Source organism: Streptomyces camelliae, assembly GCF_027625935.1.
Classification (GTDB): Bacteria; Actinomycetota; Actinomycetes; order Streptomycetales; family Streptomycetaceae; genus Streptomyces; species Streptomyces camelliae.
On record NZ_CP115300.1, the window covers coordinates 7,232,348 to 7,251,847 of the forward strand.

A 19,500-nucleotide genomic window follows, 5' to 3' on the forward strand; every position below is an offset into this window, starting at 1 on the left:
GTCGGCTGAATCCGCGCTTCCGCTTCCGCTCCCCACCTGCCCCGCCGTTCCCGCCGGCCCCGGGTGTCTTCCCCCGGCCGGGCACATTCCGTTAACTTCCGTGACCCACAGGCCCCGTACGACCGCGCGGGGCGTTCGGACCACGGAGCAGCGGCGCTCCGGACAGCCCCCGGGGGCGGCAGGCATGACACGCGCCATCTCACTGCACGACGTGAGCAAGTCCTACACACGCGGCACGCGCGTGGTCGACGGGCTCTCGCTGGACATCGCACCGGGGGAGTTCCTGGTCCTGCTCGGCCCCTCCGGCTGCGGCAAGTCCACCGTGCTGCGGATGATCGCCGGTCTGGAGGAGATCGACGAGGGCGAGCTGCTGCTCGACGGGGAGCGCGCCAACGACTGGCAGCCCGCCGCCCGGGACATCGCCATGGTGTTCCAGAACTTCGCCCTCTACCCGAGCATGACCAGCCGCGACAACATCGGCTTCCCGCTGCGCATCGAGGACCGCGGCGCCGACCCCGGCCCGCGCGTCACCGCCACCGCCCGCATGCTGGGCGTGGAAGACCTGCTCGACCGTTATCCGAGCCAGCTCTCCGGCGGTGAGCGGCAGCGGATCGCCATGGGCCGGGCCATCGCCCGGCACGCCTCGGCCTTCCTGATGGACGAGCCGCTGTCCAACCTGGACGCCAAGCTCCGTAACCGGCTGCGTGCCGAGATAGCCCAGCTCACCCGGGAGTTGGGGGTCACCACGGTGTACGTCACCCACGACCAGGCCGAGGCGATGTCTCTCGGCGACCGGGTCGCCGTACTGCGTGGCGGGGTGCTCCAGCAGGTCGGCACCCCGCGCGAGGTCTACGCACTGCCCCGCAACGTCTTCGTCGCCGCCTTCATCGGCGTCCCGCGCATCAATCTGCTCCAGGGCGTGGTCCGCGCCCCGCTGGACGGCGCCATGACCATCGGCCTGGGCAAGCAGGCCCTGCGGCTGCCCGAACCGCTCTCCCTGGACCACCGGCTGCTGCGGGTGCAGCAGGGCCGCGAGGTCATCGTCGGACTGCGCTCGGAGGTGGTCCGCATCGCCGACCGGGACTCGGCCCGGCCGGGGGAGGCGTTGATCACCGGGCTGGTCGAGCATGTCGAGTTCCAGGGGCACGAGATCCTCGTCCACTTCAACACCGGTTCGCGGCCCGCCGTCGTACCCGAACTGGAGGCCCCGCGCCCGGCCGCCCGGCCCCCGCGCCGGCGCAGGAGGGAGGGGCCGGGCATGCTGGACCGGCTGCGGGGGCGGGCGGGGGCGGCCCTGCGGGCCGGACCGGTCGTCGTCCTGGAGGACCTGGAGGACCCGGAAGACCCGCCGGGGAGCCCGGCGTCCGACACCGCGCCGTCCGGTGTGCGCCTTCCCGGTGACCTGGTGGTGCGCACCACACCGGACGTCCGGCTGCACCACGGCATGCAGGTCCCGCTGCTCGTCGACCTCGACCGCGTCTTCGTCTTCGACCAGGACGGCGACCGCATCTGCCCGTCCCCCGACCGGCTGCCCGACCTGGACGCGTGAGCACCGGCCCGCCCGGCGATGATGTCCGGCGACGGCCGGCAATCTGTGGCGCGGGAAAACTAACGCCGCTAGTTTGTGTGCCGGACGACGCGGATCCGCCGGGAGGAAACAGCATGAAGGCACATGACGGCCTGTACATCGACGGCGCCTGGCGCCCCGCCGAGAGCACAGACACGATCGAGGTCGTGAACCCGGCCGACGAACAGGTCATCGGGCGCGTCCCGGCCGGTGGCGCGCTGGACGTCGACACCGCCGTCCGCGCGGCCCGCGCCGCGCTGCCCGGCTGGGCCGCCACGCCCCCGGCCGAGCGGGCCGCGCGCCTCGCCACCCTGCGGGACGCCCTCGTGGCCCGCAAGGACGAGATCGCCGAGACGGTCACCGCCGAGCTGGGCGCGCCGGAGCAGTTCGCGCAGGCGGTGCACGCCGGCCTGCCCATCGCGGTCGCCGGGTCCTACGCCGAGCTGGCCGCGCAGCACTCCTTCGAGGAGCGGATCGGCAACTCCACGGTCCTGCACGAGCCGGTCGGTGTGGTCGGCGCGATCACCCCCTGGAACTACCCGCTGCACCAGATCGTCGCCAAGGTCGCCCCGGCGCTCGCCGCCGGCTGCACGGTCGTCCTCAAGCCCGCCGAGGACACCCCGCTCACCGCCCAGCTCTTCGCCGAGGCCGTCCATGAGGCGGGCGTGCCGGCCGGTGTGTTCAACCTGGTCACCGGCCTCGGCCCGGTCGCCGGTCAGGCCCTCGCCGAGCACCCGGGCGTCGACCTGGTCTCCTTCACCGGCTCCACCGCCGTCGGCAGGCAGATCGGCGCCACGGCCGGGGCCGCCGTGAAGAAGGTGGCCCTCGAACTCGGCGGCAAGTCCGCCAACGTCATCCTGCCGAGCGCCGACCTCGCCAAGGCGGTGAACGTCGGCGTGGCCAACGTGATGTCCAACTCCGGCCAGACGTGCAGCGCCTGGACTCGCATGCTGGTCCAGCGCGACCGGTACGACGAGGCCGTCGAGCTGGCCCGCACGGCCGCCGCCAAGTACGGCGACCGGATCGGCCCGCTGGTCAGCGCCAAGCAGCAGGCACGGGTGCGCGGTTACATCGAGAAGGGCGTCGCCGAGGGCGCCCGCCTGGTCGTCGGCGGCCCCGAATCCCCGCGCGAGAAAGGCTACTTCGTCAGCCCCACCGTCTTCGCGGACGTGACCCCGGAGATGACCATCGCGCAGGAGGAGATCTTCGGACCGGTCCTCACGATCCTGCCCTACGACGACGAGGAGGACGCCCTGTGCATCGCCAACGGCACGGTGTACGGCCTCGCGGGCGCCGTGTGGGCCGGTGACGAGTCCGAGGCGGTCGCCTTCGCCCGCCGGCTGGAGACCGGCCAGGTGGACATCAACGGCGGCCGGTTCAACCCGCTCGCCCCCTTCGGCGGTTACAAGCAGTCCGGAGTCGGCCGGGAACTCGGCCCGCACGGACTCGGCGAGTACCTCCAGACCAAGTCCCTCCAGTTCTAAGGAAGTACGCGACCCATGGCCGTACGAGCCGCCGTCCTGCCCGCCGTCGGCGCGCAGTTGGAGATGACCGCCATCGACCTGCCCGACCCGGGCCCCGGACAGGTCCGCGTCCGCCTCGCCGCCGCCGGCGTCTGCCACTCCGACCTGTCCCTGTCCAACGGCACCATGCGGGTACCCGTCCCGGCCGTTCTCGGCCACGAGGGCGCGGGCACGGTCGTGTCGGTGGGCGAGGGCGTCACCCACGTCTCACCGGGCACCCCGGTGGTCCTCAACTGGGCCCCGTCCTGCGGAAGTTGCCACGCCTGCGCGCTCGGCGAGGTCTGGCTGTGCGCCAACGCCCTGAACGGCGCCGCCGACGTCTACGCCCGCACCGCCGACGGCACCGACCTGCACCCCGGCCTGAACGTGGCTGCGTTCGCCGAGGAGACGGTGGTCCCGGCGTCCTGCGTCCTGCCGCTCCCGGAGGGTGTCCCCCTGACCGACGCCGCTCTCCTCGGCTGCGCCGTCCTCACCGGCTACGGCGCCGTCCACCATTCGGCGAAGGTCCGGCCCGGCGAGACTGTCGCGGTGTTCGGGGCGGGCGGGGTCGGCCTGGCCACCCTTCAGTCGGCGAGGATCGCGGGCGCGTCCAGGATCATCGCCGTGGACGTATCGGCGGAGAAGGAGGAACTGGCCCGGGCGGCAGGCGCCACGGACTACGTCCTCGCCTCCGACACCACCCCGCGCGAGATCCGCGCCCTCACCGGCAAGCAGGGCGTGGACGTCGCGGTGGAGTGCGTCGGCCGGGCCGTCTCCATCCGCGCCGCCTGGGACTCCACCCGCCGGGGCGGCCGTACGACGGTCGTCGGTATCGGCGGCAAGGACCAGGAGGTCACCTTCAACGCCCTGGAGATCTTCCACTGGGGCCGCACCCTGTCCGGCTGCGTCTACGGCAACACCGACCCGGCCCGCGACCTGCCGGTCCTCGCCGAGCACGTACGCGAAGGCCGCCTGGACCTGTCCGCCCTGGTCACCGAACGCATCCCCCTGGAGGGCATCCCGGCCGCCTTCGAGAACATGCTCGCCGGGAAGGGGGGCCGGGCGCTGGTGGTGTTCTGACGCTCCGATGGGGACGCCCCGACGGCGCGCGGGCCGTACCCGGCCACGGAGCGGTGGACCCCGCCCCGTGGCCGGGTTCAGCGCAACGCCTCCGAAGCGATCCCCAACAGGGCCGACAACTCCCGCTCCCCCGACGGAGTCACCCGCACGGCCCGCTCCGACCCGATCCGCACGCACCACCCGGCATCCAGCGCATGCCGGCACAGCGCGGCCCCCGCCGCCCCCGCGAGATGCGGGCGCCGTTCGGTCCAGTCCAGGCACGCGCGGGCCAGCGGACGCCGGGTGGAGGGGTCGAGAGGAATGCCCGCTGTGCCGAACCACTCCACTCCCGCGTCCGTGAGCGCGAACCCCGTGTCCTGCCGCAGCAGTCCCCGGCGGGTCAGCGCGTCCGTGACGGCGATCCCCAGCCGCCCGGCGAGATGGTCGTAACAGGTACGGCCCCGGGCCATGGCCGAGCCCGCGCTCGACTCGCGCAGGCTGTGCGGAGTCCGCCGCGCCGCCGGGGGAACCTGCGCGGCGAGATCCTCGACCAGCTGTGCCACCCGCGCGTCGGCGAGTCTGACGTACCGGTGCCGCCCCTGCCGTTCCTCGGCGAGCAGGCCGCCGGCCACCAGCTTGCCCAGATGCTCGCTGAGCGTGGACGCGGCGACCCCGGCGCGCCGGGCCAGCTCACCGGCCGTCCAGGCCCGCCCGTCGAGCAGCGCCAGCAGACACGTGGCCCGGGTCTCGTCGGCGATCAGCGAGGCGAGCGAGGCCAGCCCGGCGGCCTGCGGATCCTTGGCAGTCATGCCTCCCAGCATGCGGCACGGACACTTCGGCGCCCGCCGAACTATCGCTGCGCGCCCTGCCGCACCTGCTCGTACTGCTGCGCCAGCCCGTCCAGCAGCGCCGTCAGCCCCGTCTCGAAGGCCCGCTCGTCGATCTTCTCCTGCTGCTCGGCGAGCAGATGGGCCTGGCCGAGGTGGGGATAGTCGGCGGGGTCGTACGCGCTCGCGTCGTCCACGAAGCCCCCGGCGAACGAACCGAGCGCGGAGCCCATGATGAAGTACCGCATCAGCGCGCCGATGGAGGTGGCCTGGGCGGGCGGCCAGCCGGCGTCGACCATCGCGCCGTAGACCGCGTCGGCCAGGCGCAGCGCGGCCGGCCGCCGGCCCGGCCCCCTGGCCAGCACCGGGACGATGTTCGGGTGGTCGCGCAGGGCCGCACGATAGGAGACGGCCCAGTCGTGCAGCGCGGTGCGCCAGTCGCGGCCGTCCTCGAACATCGCCAGGTCCACCAGCCCGCTCACCGAGTCCGCGACCGCCTCCAGGATCTCGTCCTTGGTGCGGAAATGGTTGTAGAGCGAGGGCCCGCTCACCCCCAGCTCGGCGGCGAGCCGGCGGGTGGAGACCGCCGCCAGGCCCTCCCGGTCCACGAGTTCCCGGGCCGTCTCGACGATCCGGTCGGTGCTGAGGAGGGGCTTGCGCGGTCGGGCCATGGCGCACATAGTAGGGCTGCGCATGGAAACTAGCAGTGCTAATTTAAATGTACGGCTTTCAAGATCTGTCTGTGTGGGGTGATCTCGTGGTGAACCTGGAGCTCAGCGAGGAGCAGGAGGCTGTACGGCAGCTCGCCCGGGACTTCGTGGCGCGCGAGATCGCCCCGCATGTCGTGGCGTGGGACCGGGCCGAGGAGGTCGACCGGGGGATCGTGAAGAAGCTCGGCGAGGTCGGCTTCCTCGGGCTGACCGTCGCCGAGGAGTACGGCGGCTCCGGCGGCGACCATCTGTCGTACTGCCTGGTCACCGAGGAGCTGGGCCGCGGCGACTCCTCCGTCCGCGGGATCGTCTCCGTATCCCTCGGGCTCGTCGCCAAGACGATCGCCGCCTGGGGCGACGAGGAGCAGAAGCGCCGCTGGCTGCCGGGGCTGACGTCGGGGGAGTACCTCGGCTGCTTCGGCCTCACCGAGCCCGGCACCGGCTCCGACGCGGGCAACCTCACCACCCGCGCCGTACGTGACGGCGACGACTACGTCATCAACGGCGCGAAGATGTTCATCACGAACGGGACCTGGGCGGACGTCGTGCTGCTCTTCGCCCGCTCCACCGACGCCCCCGGCCACAAGGGCGTCAGCGCCTTCCTCGTGCCGACCGACACGCCCGGCCTGACCCGCCGCACCATCCACGGCAAGCTCGGCCTGCGCGGCCAGGCCACCGCCGAGCTGGTCCTTCAGGACGTCCGGGTGCCCGCCTCCGCGTTGCTGGGGGAGGAGGGCAAGGGCTTCTCCGTGGCCATGTCGGCGCTGGCCAAGGGGCGGATGTCGGTGGCGGCCGGGTGTGTCGGCATCGCGCAGGCCGCGCTGGACGCGGCCGTCCGTTACGCCGGTGAGCGCGAGCAGTTCGGCAAGTCCATCGCCCACCACCAGCTGGTGCAGGAGCTGATCAGCGACATCGCCATCGACGTGGACGCGGCCCGGCTGCTGACCTGGCGGGTCGCCGACCTGATCGACCGGGGGCAGCCGTTCGCCGTCGAGTCCTCCAAGGCCAAGCTGTTCGCCTCCGAGGCCGCCGTCCGCGCCGCCAACAACGCCCTGCAGGTCTTCGGCGGCTACGGCTACATCGACGAGTACCCGGCCGGCAAACTCCTGCGGGACGCCCGCGTGATGACGCTCTACGAGGGCACCAGCCAGATCCAGAAGCTGCTCATCGGCCGTTCCCTGACCGGGGTTTCGGCGTTCTGAGAGGTTCTGAGTAGCCGATCTGAGTATGTGTGCGGATGTGGCGCGGGCCCTGTCCGCCGATGCTCTTCCCCATGAGTGACACACCGGTCAAGCAGCAGAGCACGGCCGCGTTCTACGGCCAGTCCGTCGCCTCTTTCGCCATCGCCATGGCGGCCACGGCCATCGGCATCTACCAGCTCGACACCAACGCCTGGGTCCGGGCCTTCCTCGCGATCGCAGTCCTGTACCTCGTCACCTCCGCCTTCACCCTGGCCAAGGTGATCCGGGACCGGCAGGAGGCCGGGCAGATCGTCAGCCGGGTCGACCAGGCCCGCCTGGAGAAGCTCCTCGCCGAGCACGACCCCTTCGAGAAGATCTGAGCGGGCGCAAAGATCTGAGCAGGCACGCTAAGCGCTCGCTCACCTTCGGCGGTATGGTGGTGCTCCTGTCACCGAGAGGGGCGAGCAAGCGATGAGTACGGCGGAGGAGACGACCGGCGGCGAGATGGAGCCGTGGGAAGAGGTCACCCCTGACGCGGCCCGGCGGCTGCTCGTCGCCGCCGTGGAGGCCTTCGCCGAGCGCGGCTACCACGCGACGACGACCCGCGACATCGCCGGCCGCGCCGGCATGAGCCCGGCCGCGCTCTACATCCACTACAAGACCAAGGAAGAGCTGCTCCACCGGATCAGCCGCATCGGCCACGACAAGGCCCTCGACATCCTGCGCACGGCGGCCCGGCGTGAGGGCAGCGCGGCCGAGCGGCTGGCCGACGCGGTCAGCTCCTTCGTCCGCTGGCACGCCGGGCGGCGCACCACCGCGCGGGTCGTGCAGTACGAACTCGACGCCCTCGGCCCCGAGGCCCGCGCCGAGATCGTCGCGCTGCGCCACCAGGTCGACGCCGAGGTGCGCGGGATCATCGAGGACGGTGTGGCCGCGGGCGAGTTCGAGGTGCTGGACGTCAAGGGCACCACGCTCGCCGTGCTCTCGCTCTGCATCGACGTGGCCCGCTGGTTCAATGTGAACGGCTCGCGCACCCCGGAGGAGGTCGGCGCGCTCTACGCCGACCTCGTGCTCCGGATGGTCGGGGCGAAGTAGCGAGCCCCTGGTCTCACAGGTAGTACCGGGACACCGACTCCGCGACGCACACCGGCTTGTCGCCGCCCTCGCGCTCCACGCTGAAGGCGACCGTCACCTGCACGCCGCCGGTGACGTCCTCGACCCCGGTGATCTTCGCGGTGGCGCGCAGCCGGGAGCCGACGGGGACGGGGGCCGGGAAGCGGACCTTGTTCGTGCCGTAGTTCACGCCCATCTTCACGCCCTCGACCTGGATCAGCTGCGGGCCGAAGAGCGGCAGCAGCGACAGGGTCAGATAGCCGTGGGCGATGGTGGTCCCGAACGGCCCGGCGGCGGCCTTCTCCGGGTCCACGTGGATCCACTGGTGGTCGCCCGTGGCGTCGGCGAACAGGTCGATCCGCTTCTGGTCGACCTCCAGCCAGTCGGTGTACCCCAGCTGCTCGCCCACGGCCGCCTTCAGCTCGTCGGGGGAGGTGAAGGTCCTCGGTTCTGCCATGTTCCCGGCCTCTCGCTCGCTTGTCTAAGCAACTGCTTAGCATGGTCGGGTGCGCGGCACCTGTCAACGACAGGCCGCCGGGGATCGGGTGGGTAGTCTCTGAGAAGTGCCCCAGATTCCCGAGAAGATCCACGAGCTCACCGTCGGCCAGCTGTCCGCGCGCAGCGGCGCCGCGGTCTCCGCCCTCCACTTCTACGAGGCCAAGGGCCTGATCAGCAGCCGCCGCACCGCCGGCAACCAGCGCCGCTACAGCCGTGACACCCTGCGCCGGGTCGCCTTCGTCCGTGCGGCCCAGCGGGTGGGCATACCGCTGGCCACGATCCGCGACGCCCTGGCCGAGCTGCCCGAGGAACGGACGCCGACCCGCGCGGACTGGGCACGGCTGTCGGAGAAGTGGCGCACGGAGCTGGACGAACGCATCAAGCAGCTGAACCGGCTGCGCGATCACCTGACCGACTGCATCGGGTGCGGGTGCCTGTCCCTGGACTCGTGCGTGCTGTCCAACCCGGACGACAGGTTCGGGGAACGGCGGGTGGGGTCGCGGCTGTTCGTGGAGGGGCGATGACCGCTGCGCGGCTTCGACCGTCGATGGTCGGGTGCGTCGCCGGGTGCGGCGCAGTTGTGGCTGGTCGCTCCCCCAAGCTCTCGACTTCGTTCGAGCAGGGAGGTACCCCCATCGCGGCGGAGCCGCATATGGATGCAGGCCCGCGCCCCTGAGGGAACTGCACCACTGTCGACTTACTCGTACTCGGTGCCGCCCTTACGCGTCAGATACGCCGGGCTCACCGCCTTGGCGATGCACCGACCCCCCGTCACCGCGCTGTACCGCTCCACCGCGGGCCGTATCACCACGCCCTCGCGCAGATGCAGCCCCCGCCCGGACACGGTCTCCCGGCCGCTCGCGAACTCCCGGACCCGCTCGATGTCGTACGGCCCCGCGTACAGCCGGGGCACCACCGGCAGCTCCCCCTCCAGCAGCTCGGCCGCGTCCAGCCAGCGCACCGTGCCGTCGATCTCGGCCGACACGTCGAACGCCGCGTACCCGAGCGTGTCCCGCCGGCCGTCCGCGCCGTAGGTCAGGTCCTGCACGCCCGCGCCGTACACCTCCCCGAAGACGCCGATCCGCGTGGCGCCCAGTCGCTCGCAGAGCCGCGCGGCCACCTCGGCGACGCCGTGGCCGCGCACCGCCCGCCAGTACAGGTTCCGTGGATCCTCCTTCAGCGCCAGGGACTTGGCGCCGAAGCCCTTGGAGGACACATAGACGCGTCCCTCGTCGGCGACATACGTCAGCAGGCACGCGGAACCGTGCAGCTTCTCCGTCAGGACGACCGGCTCGCCCGGTGTGAACATGTCCGGGTAGCGCTGGATGTTCTCGATGTCGACCCACGGCAGCAACACGGCGGCGGACTCGGCCTCGCCGTTCATGGTCGGCGGGACCGGCGGCACCCACTTGGTGATGCCGAGCCGCTCGGCGAAGTCCGTGCCCTCGGCCGCCGCGCGCGCCAGATCGACGTCGGCCAGTGCCTTCGGCCGGCACACGATGCCCTGCGACAGCTCGCCGCGCAGCCGCACCGCCTTGACCCGGTTGGCCTCGCCGCCCGCCAGCCGTCCGGTCAGCCCCAGCTCGTCGATCAGGCCGGACGGCAGCACCGCCTGCTCGGGGATGTAGACGGCGGCCTCACCGGTGCGGTACGCGCCCTTGGCGACGACCGCCCGGTACAAGCCCACCTGGGCCAGTTCGAGCGCGTCGGCGTTCGGATGCTCGTGGACGGTCAGCACTTCGGCGGTGACGCGCAGCGTCGACATCGCAACTCCTCGGAAAGCTGGGCACGTTGACGGCCCTCAGGCGTGTTTCATCGGGCCCTACTCTCCACGCCGGAAACGGGTGGAGCCAGCGGATTGGCGACTGGTAGCGTCGTGATCTTCGGCCGGCGGCGACATCGTGCGCGGAGTACGGACGGGAGCCACTCCCATGCCGACGCCTGCCCTCGCCGCCGCGCTCGCGGACATCGAGACCGTGTTCAACGGGTTCGCGAGCCCGCACGAGACCGGCTGCGGCCGCTGCCACCTCCCCGAGGAGACCGCGTACCTGCGCACGCCGTACGTGCGTGTGCCCCTGGGCGTGGTGGACATGCACGGGCGATGGCCGACGGCACCCTGGAGAGCGTCGGCTGGGGGTGGAACGGCCTGAGCCGGGTGGACCGGTACTCCTGGCCGGCCGAACAGGCCTCGGCCGTGGAGGCGTTCGTCCTCGCCTGGTGGCAGGACGTGCTCGCCGCTTCCGAGCCGCCATATCCCGTCGCGGACGTCTTCGAGACCTGCGCCGCGATCCTGCGCACCATGACCCCGCTGCTCGACCGGTGGGAGGCACATCCCGTCGCCGACACCCACCTCGTCGGCTGCGCGGACTCCTGGCTGTACGACCTGATGAGCGACGGGTGCCGTTCGCCTGGTGGGACCGGGACGACGAGGCCGCCGGCGTCGCCGAACTCCAGTCCTGGCCGGCCCGTCACGCGCCCGCCCGTCTGCGGGCGCTGGGGAAAGCCGACCTGGCGCAACGTGCCGAGCTGCTCGGCCTGCCCGATGACGACCGCTGGAACGATCCGTACGGGGCCAGTCCTTCCGCCACCGGCCGAGCGGGCCAGGTCCGTCACATGTCACACACAGCCAACCGCAGGGGTGCGGCATCCCCCCAGCGCACCCCCGGACCGGCCCCCGTTGCATCGCACTGCTCAGGCCGACATCAGCAGCGCCCCCCGGCGGGCGTACTCCAGCGCCTGCGGGGTCAGCACGGGGCGCGGGACGAGGATTCCGCAGTCCGTGCAGACCGGGCCGGAGGACGGCTCGTGGTCCAGGTCGTGGCGCCAGATCAGACGGTCCGCGCCGCACACGGGGCAGCACGTGCCCGGTGTGCGCTCCAGGGCGGTGATCAGGCGGCGCAGTACGTCCGCCAGGGGCTCGTGCGGGTGCAGCCGTGGGTCGTCGCACCAGGCGACCCCGAAGCCGCCCCAGGTCAGCCGGTGCCAGTCGTCCACGCTGCCCGGCCGGCGGAGCCCGTCGTGCTTCTCCTTCCTGCGCCGCTCGGTGAAGTCGGTCTCGTAGGCGAGCCAGACGGAACGGGCCTCCTCCAGCTCCTCCAGTGCGGCCACGAGCCGCGCCGGGTCGGGGGAGCGGTCCTCCGGGCCGAAGCCCGCCCGGGAGCACAGATGGTCCCAGGTCGCCCGATGCCCGTAAGGGGCGAACTTCTCAAGGCACTTGCGCAGCGAGTACCGCCGCAGTGCCAGATCGCAGTCCGGATCGCGTACCTGTCTCGCCAGACTCCGGAAACCGGCCATCGCCCTGCACCTCCGTCACACCTGCACCTGTACTTCGGTCACTTCGGCGTCGTCGCACGGACGTCGTCGAGTAGACGTATCGACAGGCGATTCGGCTCCATCTCTTCGCGTGCTCTTCTCGCGTATGCCTCTTGGCCGTTCGCGGCGGCTCCAAAAAGTGACGCATGTTCATCTTCAAACTCGGGGATACCGGCGGTAACGTTCGCGCACCCCCGGCGCTAGGAGCTGCCATGCCACGGCGTACCCCACGTACCGCCCTTGACAGACTGAGAACGTCCCGCCCCTTCACCAGGTTCCTGAAGACCGCCTCGATCTGCGTCCTCGTAGGCGGCTTGCTCTCTCCCCTCACCCAGACGGCGTCCGCCGCCACGGCCGCCGCCTCGAACGACTACTGCGGTGGCCAGTGCTCGGACATCCTGCCGCCCGGCGAGAACGGCAACGCGACGCTGGCGCAGATCCTGCTCAACCAGGCCTTCGGCACCCAGCCTTCGCACGCCGAGGACCAGCTCGGCCCGTACGCCAGCCTGGCCACCGGTTACAAGGGCCTGACCGACGCCACGATCAACAACTTCTTCAACGACTCCTCGTTCGGCGTCCCGTCCGACCAGGTCGCCTCCACCGAGAACCCGGGCGGGCGCAGCGACGTGACGATCGTCCGGGACAAGAAGACCGGTGTGCCACACATCACAGGTACGACCCGGTACGGCACCGAGTACGGCGCCGGATTCGCCGCGGCCGAGGACCGGCTGTGGCTGATGGACGTCTTCCGGCACGTCGGCCGGGGCCAGCTGACCTCCTTCGCCGGCGGCGCGGCCGCCAACCAGGGCCTGGAGCAGGAGTTCTACCGCAACGCGCCGTACACCGAGGCCGACCTCCAGGCGCAGATCGACAACGCCGTCGCGAAGAACGGCACCCGCGGTCAGCAGGCTCTCGCCGACGCCAATGCCTACCTCGACGGCATCAACGCGTACATCGACGCCTCCGACAGCGGCCGTTACTTCCCCGGCGAGTACGTCCTGACCGGGCACAAGGACGCGATCACCAACGCCGGCACCATAAACCACTTCAAGATCACCGACCTGGTCGCGCTGGCCTCGGTCATCGGCTCGCTCTTCGGCTCCGGCGGAGGCGGCGAGGTCGACAACGCCATCTCACTGATCGCCGCGCAGGCCAAGTACGGCGTCGAGGAGGGCACCAAGGTCTGGGAGTCCTTCCGCGAGCGCAACGACCCCGAGGCCGTGCTGACCGTCCACGACGGCCAGAGCTTCCCGTACGGCGGCAAGCCGGACACCGCCAAGGGCGAGGCCCTGCCCGACGCCGGCTCGGTCACCCAGGAACCGCTCGTCTACGACCGCACGGGCAGCGCGACCACCGCGGCCGCCAAGAGCACCTCCGCCGGCGCCGCGAAGACCACGCTCAGCTCCGCCCACCGCGGCATGTCCAACGCCCTTGTGGTGAGCGGCAAGTACACCGCGAGCGGGCATCCGATCGCCGTCTTCGGACCGCAGACCGGCTACTTCGCCCCGCAGCTGCTCATGCTCCAGGAGATCCAGGGCCCGGGCATCAGCGCGCGCGGCGCCTCCTTCGCGGGCCTGAGCATGTACGTCGAACTCGGCCGCGGCCAGGACTACTCGTGGTCCGCGACCACCTCCGGCCAGGACATCATCGACACCTACGCCGTCGAGCTGTGCCAGGACGACTACCACTACCTATACCACGGCACCTGCACGGCCATGGACGAGGTCGAGCAGAAGAACTCCTGGTCACCGACCACGGCCGACAGCACCCCGGCCGGGTCGTACACCATGCGCGTGTGGCGCACGAAGTACGGCCCGGTGGAGTACCGCGCGACCGTCGGCGGCAAGAAGGTCGCCTACACCACGCTGCGCTCGTCGTATCTGCACGAGGCCGACTCGATCATCGGCTTCCAGATGCTGAACGACCCCGGCTTCGTCAAGGGCCCGCAGGACTTCCAGAGCGCGGCCCAGCACATCAACTACACCTTCAACTGGTTCTACGCCGACTCTCAGCACACCGCGTACTACAACAGCGGTGACAACCCGGTCCGGGCCGCCGGCGTCGACGCCGAGTTCCCGGTCTGGGCACAAGCGGCGTACGAGTGGCAGAACTGGGACCCGGCCACCAACACGGCCGACTACACCCCGGCCTCCGCCCACCCCAACTCCGTCGACCAGGACTACTACATCTCCTGGAACAACAAGCAGGCCAAGGACTACACGACCGCGTCCTGGGGCGACGGCTCGGTGCACCGCGGCAATCTGCTGGAGGACCGGGTGAAGAAGCTGGTCGCGGCTGGCGGGGTGACCCGGACCAAGCTGGTGCAGGCCATGGCGGACGCGGCCCTCGCCGACCTGCGCGCCGAGGACGTACTGCCGAAGCTGCTCAAGGTGATCAACTCCTCGCCGGTGACCGACTCCACCGCCGCCGACGCGGTGAACAAGCTCCAGGCGTGGGTCACCGCGGGCGCCAAGCGCACGGAGACCTCGGCGGGCTCGAAGACGTACGCCAACGCCGACGCGATCCGCATCCTGGACGCCTGGTGGCCGCTGCTGGTCAAGGCGGAGTTCGAACCGGGCCTCGGCAGCGACCTCTACACCGACCTCACCAGCAACCTGTCCGTCGACGAGGCCCCGTCCGCCGGACACGGCCCGACCGGCTCGCACGCCGGAAGCTCCTTCCAGTACGGCTGGTGGAGCTATGTCGACAAGGACATCCGGGCCGTGCTCGGGGAGAACGTGCAGGGCGGGCTCGCCGAGAAGTACTGCGGCGGAGGTGACCTCGGCTCCTGCCGGGACATCCTGATCAGCACCCTGAAGCAGGCGGCCGGCACCAGCGCGTCCACGGTCTACCCCGGGGACTCCCTGTGCTCGGCCGGCGACCAGTGGTGCGCCGACTCGATCGTCCAGCGCACCCTGGGCGGTATCAAGCACGGCAACATCAGCTGGCAGAACCGGCCGACCTTCCAGCAGGTGGTGGAGTACACCTCACATCGGTGAACCGGCACCGGCGGCGGGCCGGGCTCAGGTGATACGGCCCGCCGTCAGGATCACCCTCGCCAGTTCGGGGTGCACGATGTCGCTGTGCGCCCCGGTCGGCGGGCCGCCCCGGCACACGACCGAGGCCGCGTCCACGTTCACGCACCCCGACGCGGGCAGGGAGCCGTTCAGCGCCGCCGCGAGGTCCAGCCGCGCCGTCCCCGGCACCGCCTGCACCCCGTCGTGCCCCATGGCGCCCCACTCCGGCCCCAGCACGGCCGCGATCTCGCTGCCCACGCACGAGCGGTCGTCCCCGGACAGCCGGGAGGCCAGGGGATAGAACGTGCCGAGCGCCTGGTCGAAGTGCGAGTGGCAGCACACCAGCGGCCCGTCGATCCGCCGCTGCTGGTCCTTCAGCGCGCCCGCCTTGTCCGGAGCCTGGGGCACCTGCTCCGCGAACGCGTAGTGCGAGAAGGCGCCCTGCAGCAGCGTCACCGACTTCACCGTACGCACCCCGTCGGGCAGCCCGCGCAGCGCGAACGACACCAGCCGGCCGCCGAAGCTGTGCCCCGCCAGATGCACCCGCACCCCGGGCGCCGCCCCGGCCAGCTTCCCGAGCGCCGGCCCGAGCCCCTGCTCGCCGACGGTCCCGGCGCGCCGCTTCATCGTGTAGTACGTCGCCTGCCGCAGCAGCTCCTTGGCGCCCTCCCAGGGATTCGGGAGGCTGAACCCCTCGGACCCCTCGGGCCCCTGGACCGACGCGAGCGCCTCCGCGAACTCCTGGCACGCCGTCGCCGGGTCCTCGGTGAACACACCCGGCTCGCCCTCCTCCTCCGTGTCGGCCACACCGGCGGGCCGCTCCCCGTCGATCAGCTGCCGCACCAGCCGCCCGAACTGTGCCAACCCCTGGGCGCCGTCCGGCCGTCGGTCGAGCATCCCGGCCAACTGATCGATCAGGGCCGTCCGGTCCGGGAACACCGCCCGCAGTGCACGCCGGGTGTCCTCGTCCAGTGCCCCCGCCGCCACCGTGGCGGTCGGCTTCGGGAAGTCCGGGATCGGCTCGTCGCTGAAGCGCATCGACGGCCAGATCACGCCCACGTACCCGATACGGGCCTTCGGCGCGAGCCCCGGGATCGGGGCGAAGAACCGGCGGTACAGCGCGGTCGCGCCCGAACGGTCGTTGTTCCAGCCGTGGGCGAAGACGATCAGGTCACGGACGCCTTGCTCCGTGACCTGCGCCACCAGCTGGTCGCGCTCGGAGGCGTCCACGTCCCCGTCCGCGTCGAAGGTCAGCTCCCAGTAGGGAGTCACACTCATCCCAGGATCCGCCATGCCAGGCTCCCTCGTCTTCCCGGAAACGGCGCGTGACGATGGGTCACGGACGCATCGTCCTGCTCCGGGACAACGTTGGCCATACACCGCGCTTCACCTGTACAGGAGACAACCCTTTCGAGTCCGCCGGAACGCGGCCGGTCCGTCCCGCCAGGCATCGGTCACCTCGTCGGTGCTCGCCCCGGCGTGACGTCGGCGGGGTCGGTGGCGATGGTGGGGACGGTTGCCCTTCCCTCATACATACCGACTGGTTAGTCTGGGCCGGTCAGAGCCGATGCGCGCCGCGCGAAGTCGTGTCGAAGGAGACCGATGGTGGAAGCCGTGCAGGATGCGGGAGTGGTCGTCACGGGGGCGGGCGGGGGGATCGGGGCCGCGTTGGCCCGGCGGTTCGCCGCCGAGGGGGCGCGGGTCGTGGTCAACGACCTGGACGCCGAGAGGGCGAAGGCGGTCGCCGAGGAGATCGGCGGGATCGCCGTGCCCGGTGACGCCTCCGCGATCGTCGGCGACGCGCGGGACGCGCTCGGCGGCACTGTCGACGTCTACTGCGCGAACGCCGGGGTCGCCTTCGAGGACGGCGGCGCGGGCGGGACGTTCGACGAGAAGTCGTGGGCCGTGTCCTGGGACGTCAACGTGATGGCGCACGTCCGCGCGGCCCATGAACTGCTGCCGGACTGGCTGGAGCGCGGGAGCGGCCGGTTCGTGGCCACCGTGTCGGCCGCCGGGCTGCTCACCATGATCGGCGCCCCGTCCTACAGCGTCACCAAGCACGGCGCCTACGCCTTCGCCGAGTGGCTGTCGCTGACGTACCGCCACCGGGGCCTGAAGGTGCACGCGATCTGTCCGCAGGGCGTGCGCACGGACATGCTGGCCGCGACCGGCAGCGCCGGGGAGCTGGTGCTCCAGCCGACCGCGATCGAGCCGGACACCGTCGCGGACGCCCTGTTCCAGGGCATCGAGGAGGACCGCTTCCTGATCCTGCCGCACCCCGAGGTGGCCGGGTACTACCAGGCGCGCGCCGCCACCCCCGACCGCTGGCTGGCCGGCATGAACCACATCCAGCAGAAGTGGGAGGAGGCCCGGTGAGCACCCTCCGCTACGCCGACCGGCCCTGGCTGGCGCTCCTCGACGACGTCCAGCGCGGCCCCATCGACCCCGCCGACTCCCTGGTGCACGCGCTGCGCACCGCCGTAGCCGAGGCCCCCGACCGCACCTTCCTCGCCTACTTCGACGCCCGGCTGAGCTACCGCGAGGTGGACCAGCTGAGCGACTCCGTCGCCGCCCACCTCGCGGCGCGCGGACTGGAGCGCGGGGACCGGGTGGCCGTGCTGCTGCAGAACTCCCCGCACTTCGTGCTCGCCCTGCTCGGCGCCTGGAAGGCGGGCGCGACCGTCGTCCCGGTCAACCCCATGTACAAGTCGGCCGAGGTGGGGCACGTCCTGCGGGACGGCGAGGTGACCGCGCTGGTCTGCTCCGACCGGGCCTGGGAGTCGTATCTGCGCGAGACCGCCGAGGGATCGCCGGTGCGGATCGTACTCACCGGGTGCGAGCTGGACTTCCAGACACGCGACGACGCGCGCGTGCTCGGGTTCGAGCGGCTGCCTCAGGCGGCGGACGCCGACGACCTGGTCGTAGTGGCGCGGCAGGGCGGTACGGCGCCCGAGGGCCGCGACCCGCGCCCCGAGGACATCGCCCTGATCAGCTACACCTCCGGCACCAGCGGCACGCCCAAGGGCGCCACCAACACGCACGCCAACATCATGCACAACGCCGAGCGGCAGAGCACCGGGCTCGGGCTGCCCGAGGCGCCCGTCTACTACGCGCTCGCGCCGCTGTTCCACATCACCGGCATGGTCTGCCAGTTCGGTGCCTGCCTGAACAGCGCGGGCACCCTGGTGCTCACCTTCCGCTTCGAACCCGGACTCGTCCTGGAGGCGTTCGCCGAGCACCGTCCGCACTACACGGTCGGTCCCGCCACCGCCTTCATGGCGCTGGCCGCCCACCCGGACGTCACCCCCGGGCACTTCGCCTCCTTCGTGAACATCTCCTCGGGCGGCGCCCCCGTGCCGCCGGCCCTGGTGGAGGGGTTCCGGGAGCGCTTCGGGCCGTACATCAGGGTCGGCTACGGCCTCACCGAGTGCACCGCTCCCTGCGCCTCCGTCCCGCCCGGCCTGGAGGCGCCCGTGGACCCCGTCTCCGGGACGCTGTCGGTGGGCCTGCCCGGCGCCGACACGCTCGTGCGGATCGTGGACGAGCAGGGCGAGGAGGTGCCGTTCGGGGAGCAGGGCGAGATCGCCGTACGCGGCCCGCAGGTGATCCCCGGCTACTGGCGGCGCCCGGACGCCACCGCCGAGACCTTCCCCGGCGGCGAGCTGCGCACCGGCGACATCGGCTTCATGGACGCCCAGGGCTGGCTGTACGTCGTCGACCGCAAGAAGGACATGATCAACGCGTCCGGCTTCAAGGTGTGGCCGCGCGAGGTCGAGGACGTGCTCTACACCCACCCGGCGGTGCGGGAGGCGGCCGTCGTCGGCGTTCCCGACGGCTATCGTGGCGAGACCGTCAAGGCGTACATCAGCCTGCGTCCGGGTGCCGAGACGGACCCGGATGAACTCGCGGTGTACTGCAAGGAGAGACTTGCGGCTTATAAGTACCCGCGTCAGGTGGAGATCCTGCCCGACCTGCCCAAGACGGCGAGTGGCAAGATCCTCCGTCGGGAACTGCGTTCCCGCGCGCGCGACAACGATTGAGCATCACGGAAAGGCAGGTGGCGGCAGTGCCCAGGACGACGGACGGGGACGGGACACCCGTCCCGCAGCGGCTGCTGGCCGCCGCCACCCGGCTCTTCGCGGAGCAGGGCTACGACCGCACCTCGGTGCAGGAGATCGTGGAGGCGGCCGGCGTCACCAAGGGGGCGCTGTACCACTACTTCGGCTCCAAGGACGACCTCCTGCACGAGGTGTACGCGCGCGTGCTGCGCCTCCAGCAGGAGCGGCTCGACCACTTCGCCGACATGGACGCGCCGGTCGAGCAGCGCCTGCGGGGCGCCGCGGCGGACGTGGTCGTCACGACGATCGAGAACCTCGACGACGCGATGATCTTCTTCCGCTCGATGCACCACCTGAGCCCGGAGAAGAGCAAGCAGGTCCGCGCCGAGCGCCGGCGCTACCACGAGCGGTTCCGCGCGCTGATCGAGGAGGGCCAGAAGGAGGGCGTCTTCTCCACGGCGACCCCGGCCGACCTGGTCGTGGACTACCACTTCGGCTCCGTCCACCATCTGTCGACCTGGTACCGCCCGGACGGCCCGCTCACCCCGCAGCAGGTCGCCGACCACCTCGCCGACCTGCTGCTGCGGGCGCTGCGGCCGTAGCGTCGGCCGGCTGTGCGGGTAAGGGGCGCTCGCCGTGGCAAGCGCCCCTTACCG

The 19,500-nt window shown here is 71.5% G+C and carries 18 protein-coding genes; 12 read left to right on the forward strand and 6 right to left on the reverse strand.

Annotation, left to right across the window (positions count from 1 at the left end):
• Positions 1 to 184 precede the first annotated feature (184 nt).
• The 3 genes from O1G22_RS33130 to O1G22_RS33140 all read left to right on the forward strand — a co-directional run bounded on the left by O1G22_RS33130 (position 185) and on the right by O1G22_RS33140 (position 4,149).
• A complete protein-coding gene (locus O1G22_RS33130) occupies positions 185 to 1,549 on the forward strand; it encodes an ABC transporter ATP-binding protein (protein ID WP_270084675.1) in 1,365 nt (454 codons plus the stop codon).
• A gap of 113 nt (positions 1,550 to 1,662) precedes the next feature.
• Positions 1,663 to 3,051 carry an aldehyde dehydrogenase family protein gene (locus tag O1G22_RS33135; protein ID WP_270084676.1) on the forward strand — a complete coding sequence of 463 codons (1,389 nt, stop codon included), beginning with the start codon at positions 1,663 to 1,665 and terminating at the stop codon, positions 3,049 to 3,051.
• A 15-nt stretch (positions 3,052 to 3,066) separates the two neighbouring features.
• Positions 3,067 to 4,149 (forward strand): Zn-dependent alcohol dehydrogenase, encoded by a 1,083-nt coding sequence (locus tag O1G22_RS33140; RefSeq protein ID WP_270084677.1) that lies wholly within the window; start codon positions 3,067 to 3,069, stop codon positions 4,147 to 4,149.
• Between the two features lie 77 nt (positions 4,150 to 4,226).
• Here the strand turns inward: O1G22_RS33140 and O1G22_RS33145 are convergent, their stop codons facing one another.
• Positions 4,227 to 4,937: an ArsR/SmtB family transcription factor gene (locus tag O1G22_RS33145; RefSeq protein ID WP_270084678.1), complete on the reverse strand. Its 711-nt coding sequence runs from the start codon at positions 4,935 to 4,937 to the stop codon at positions 4,227 to 4,229.
• 41 nt (positions 4,938 to 4,978) lie between these two features.
• The gene (locus O1G22_RS33150; protein WP_225098347.1) at positions 4,979 to 5,626 is read right to left on the reverse strand and encodes a TetR/AcrR family transcriptional regulator; all 648 of its coding nucleotides are present in this window, start codon (positions 5,624 to 5,626) and stop codon (positions 4,979 to 4,981) included.
• A gap of 89 nt (positions 5,627 to 5,715) precedes the next feature.
• Between O1G22_RS33150 and O1G22_RS33155 the strand changes: the two genes are divergently transcribed.
• The 3 genes from O1G22_RS33155 to O1G22_RS33165 all read left to right on the forward strand — a co-directional run bounded on the left by O1G22_RS33155 (position 5,716) and on the right by O1G22_RS33165 (position 7,941).
• A complete protein-coding gene (locus O1G22_RS33155; protein ID WP_270086616.1) occupies positions 5,716 to 6,867 on the forward strand; it encodes an acyl-CoA dehydrogenase family protein in 1,152 nt (383 codons plus the stop codon).
• A 71-nt stretch (positions 6,868 to 6,938) separates the two neighbouring features.
• The gene (locus tag O1G22_RS33160) at positions 6,939 to 7,226 is read left to right on the forward strand and encodes a YiaA/YiaB family inner membrane protein (protein WP_225098346.1); all 288 of its coding nucleotides are present in this window, start codon (positions 6,939 to 6,941) and stop codon (positions 7,224 to 7,226) included.
• 91 nt (positions 7,227 to 7,317) lie between these two features.
• On the forward strand, positions 7,318 to 7,941 hold the full coding sequence (locus O1G22_RS33165) for a TetR/AcrR family transcriptional regulator (RefSeq protein ID WP_270084679.1): 624 nt from the start codon (positions 7,318 to 7,320) through the stop codon (positions 7,939 to 7,941).
• Between the two features lie 13 nt (positions 7,942 to 7,954).
• Here the strand turns inward: O1G22_RS33165 and O1G22_RS33170 are convergent, their stop codons facing one another.
• The gene (locus O1G22_RS33170) at positions 7,955 to 8,416 is read right to left on the reverse strand and encodes a MaoC family dehydratase (protein ID WP_225098344.1); all 462 of its coding nucleotides are present in this window, start codon (positions 8,414 to 8,416) and stop codon (positions 7,955 to 7,957) included.
• A gap of 106 nt (positions 8,417 to 8,522) precedes the next feature.
• On the opposite strand from O1G22_RS33170, the gene soxR reads away from it, so the two are divergent.
• Positions 8,523 to 8,981, forward strand: a complete 459-nt coding sequence (gene soxR / locus O1G22_RS33175; RefSeq protein WP_270084680.1) for a redox-sensitive transcriptional activator SoxR — start codon at positions 8,523 to 8,525, stop codon at positions 8,979 to 8,981.
• 173 nt (positions 8,982 to 9,154) lie between these two features.
• Here soxR and O1G22_RS33180 read toward each other — a convergent pair whose 3' ends face one another.
• Entirely contained in the window at positions 9,155 to 10,222 is a 1,068-nt protein-coding gene (locus O1G22_RS33180) for an RNA ligase (ATP) (RefSeq protein WP_270084681.1), read from the reverse strand.
• A 166-nt stretch (positions 10,223 to 10,388) separates the two neighbouring features.
• On the opposite strand from O1G22_RS33180, the gene O1G22_RS33185 reads away from it, so the two are divergent.
• A complete protein-coding gene (locus O1G22_RS33185) occupies positions 10,389 to 10,607 on the forward strand; it encodes a hypothetical protein (protein WP_270084682.1) in 219 nt (72 codons plus the stop codon).
• 541 nt (positions 10,608 to 11,148) lie between these two features.
• Here the strand turns inward: O1G22_RS33185 and O1G22_RS33190 are convergent.
• A complete protein-coding gene (locus O1G22_RS33190) occupies positions 11,149 to 11,751 on the reverse strand; it encodes a hypothetical protein (RefSeq protein WP_270084683.1) in 603 nt (200 codons plus the stop codon).
• A 230-nt stretch (positions 11,752 to 11,981) separates the two neighbouring features.
• On the opposite strand from O1G22_RS33190, the gene O1G22_RS33195 reads away from it, so the two are divergent.
• Positions 11,982 to 14,768 (forward strand): penicillin acylase family protein, encoded by a 2,787-nt coding sequence (locus O1G22_RS33195; protein ID WP_270084684.1) that lies wholly within the window; start codon positions 11,982 to 11,984, stop codon positions 14,766 to 14,768.
• Positions 14,769 to 14,792: 24 nt separating this feature from the next.
• Here the strand turns inward: O1G22_RS33195 and O1G22_RS33200 are convergent, their stop codons facing one another.
• On the reverse strand, positions 14,793 to 16,079 hold the full coding sequence (locus O1G22_RS33200) for a serine-threonine protein kinase (RefSeq protein WP_270084685.1): 1,287 nt from the start codon (positions 16,077 to 16,079) through the stop codon (positions 14,793 to 14,795).
• Positions 16,080 to 16,388: 309 nt separating this feature from the next.
• On the opposite strand from O1G22_RS33200, the gene O1G22_RS33205 reads away from it, so the two are divergent.
• From O1G22_RS33205 to O1G22_RS33215, 3 genes are read left to right on the forward strand one after another with little or no spacing between them, the layout of a single operon-like run.
• Entirely contained in the window at positions 16,389 to 17,162 is a 774-nt protein-coding gene (locus tag O1G22_RS33205; protein ID WP_270084686.1) for an SDR family oxidoreductase, read from the forward strand.
• Positions 17,159 to 18,826, forward strand: a complete 1,668-nt coding sequence (locus O1G22_RS33210; RefSeq protein ID WP_270084687.1) for a class I adenylate-forming enzyme family protein — start codon at positions 17,159 to 17,161, stop codon at positions 18,824 to 18,826. Before O1G22_RS33205 ends, O1G22_RS33210 begins: the two co-directional genes overlap by 4 nt.
• Positions 18,827 to 18,852: 26 nt before the next feature.
• Positions 18,853 to 19,446, forward strand: coding sequence for a TetR/AcrR family transcriptional regulator (locus tag O1G22_RS33215; RefSeq protein WP_270084688.1), 594 nt, complete (start codon positions 18,853 to 18,855; stop codon positions 19,444 to 19,446).
• The last annotated feature ends 54 nt before the right edge of the window (positions 19,447 to 19,500 follow it).

Coding starts and splice junctions, on each gene's coding strand:
- O1G22_RS33190 (WP_270084683.1), bottom strand. CDS start 11,751: ATGGCCGGTTTCCGGAGTCTGGCGAGACAGGTACGCGATCCGGACTGC.
- O1G22_RS33150 (WP_225098347.1), bottom strand. CDS start 5,626: ATGGCCCGACCGCGCAAGCCCCTCCTCAGCACCGACCGGATCGTCGAG.
- O1G22_RS33130 (WP_270084675.1), top strand. CDS start 185: ATGACACGCGCCATCTCACTGCACGACGTGAGCAAGTCCTACACACGC.
- O1G22_RS33170 (WP_225098344.1), bottom strand. CDS start 8,416: ATGGCAGAACCGAGGACCTTCACCTCCCCCGACGAGCTGAAGGCGGCC.
- O1G22_RS33160 (WP_225098346.1), top strand. CDS start 6,939: ATGAGTGACACACCGGTCAAGCAGCAGAGCACGGCCGCGTTCTACGGC.
- O1G22_RS33145 (WP_270084678.1), bottom strand. CDS start 4,937: ATGACTGCCAAGGATCCGCAGGCCGCCGGGCTGGCCTCGCTCGCCTCG.
- O1G22_RS33205 (WP_270084686.1), top strand. CDS start 16,389: ATGGTGGAAGCCGTGCAGGATGCGGGAGTGGTCGTCACGGGGGCGGGC.
- O1G22_RS33200 (WP_270084685.1), bottom strand. CDS start 16,079: ATGGCGGATCCTGGGATGAGTGTGACTCCCTACTGGGAGCTGACCTTC.
- O1G22_RS33140 (WP_270084677.1), top strand. CDS start 3,067: ATGGCCGTACGAGCCGCCGTCCTGCCCGCCGTCGGCGCGCAGTTGGAG.
- O1G22_RS33180 (WP_270084681.1), bottom strand. CDS start 10,222: ATGTCGACGCTGCGCGTCACCGCCGAAGTGCTGACCGTCCACGAGCAT.
- O1G22_RS33165 (WP_270084679.1), top strand. CDS start 7,318: ATGAGTACGGCGGAGGAGACGACCGGCGGCGAGATGGAGCCGTGGGAA.
- O1G22_RS33195 (WP_270084684.1), top strand. CDS start 11,982: ATGCCACGGCGTACCCCACGTACCGCCCTTGACAGACTGAGAACGTCC.
- O1G22_RS33135 (WP_270084676.1), top strand. CDS start 1,663: ATGAAGGCACATGACGGCCTGTACATCGACGGCGCCTGGCGCCCCGCC.
- O1G22_RS33185 (WP_270084682.1), top strand. CDS start 10,389: ATGCCGACGCCTGCCCTCGCCGCCGCGCTCGCGGACATCGAGACCGTG.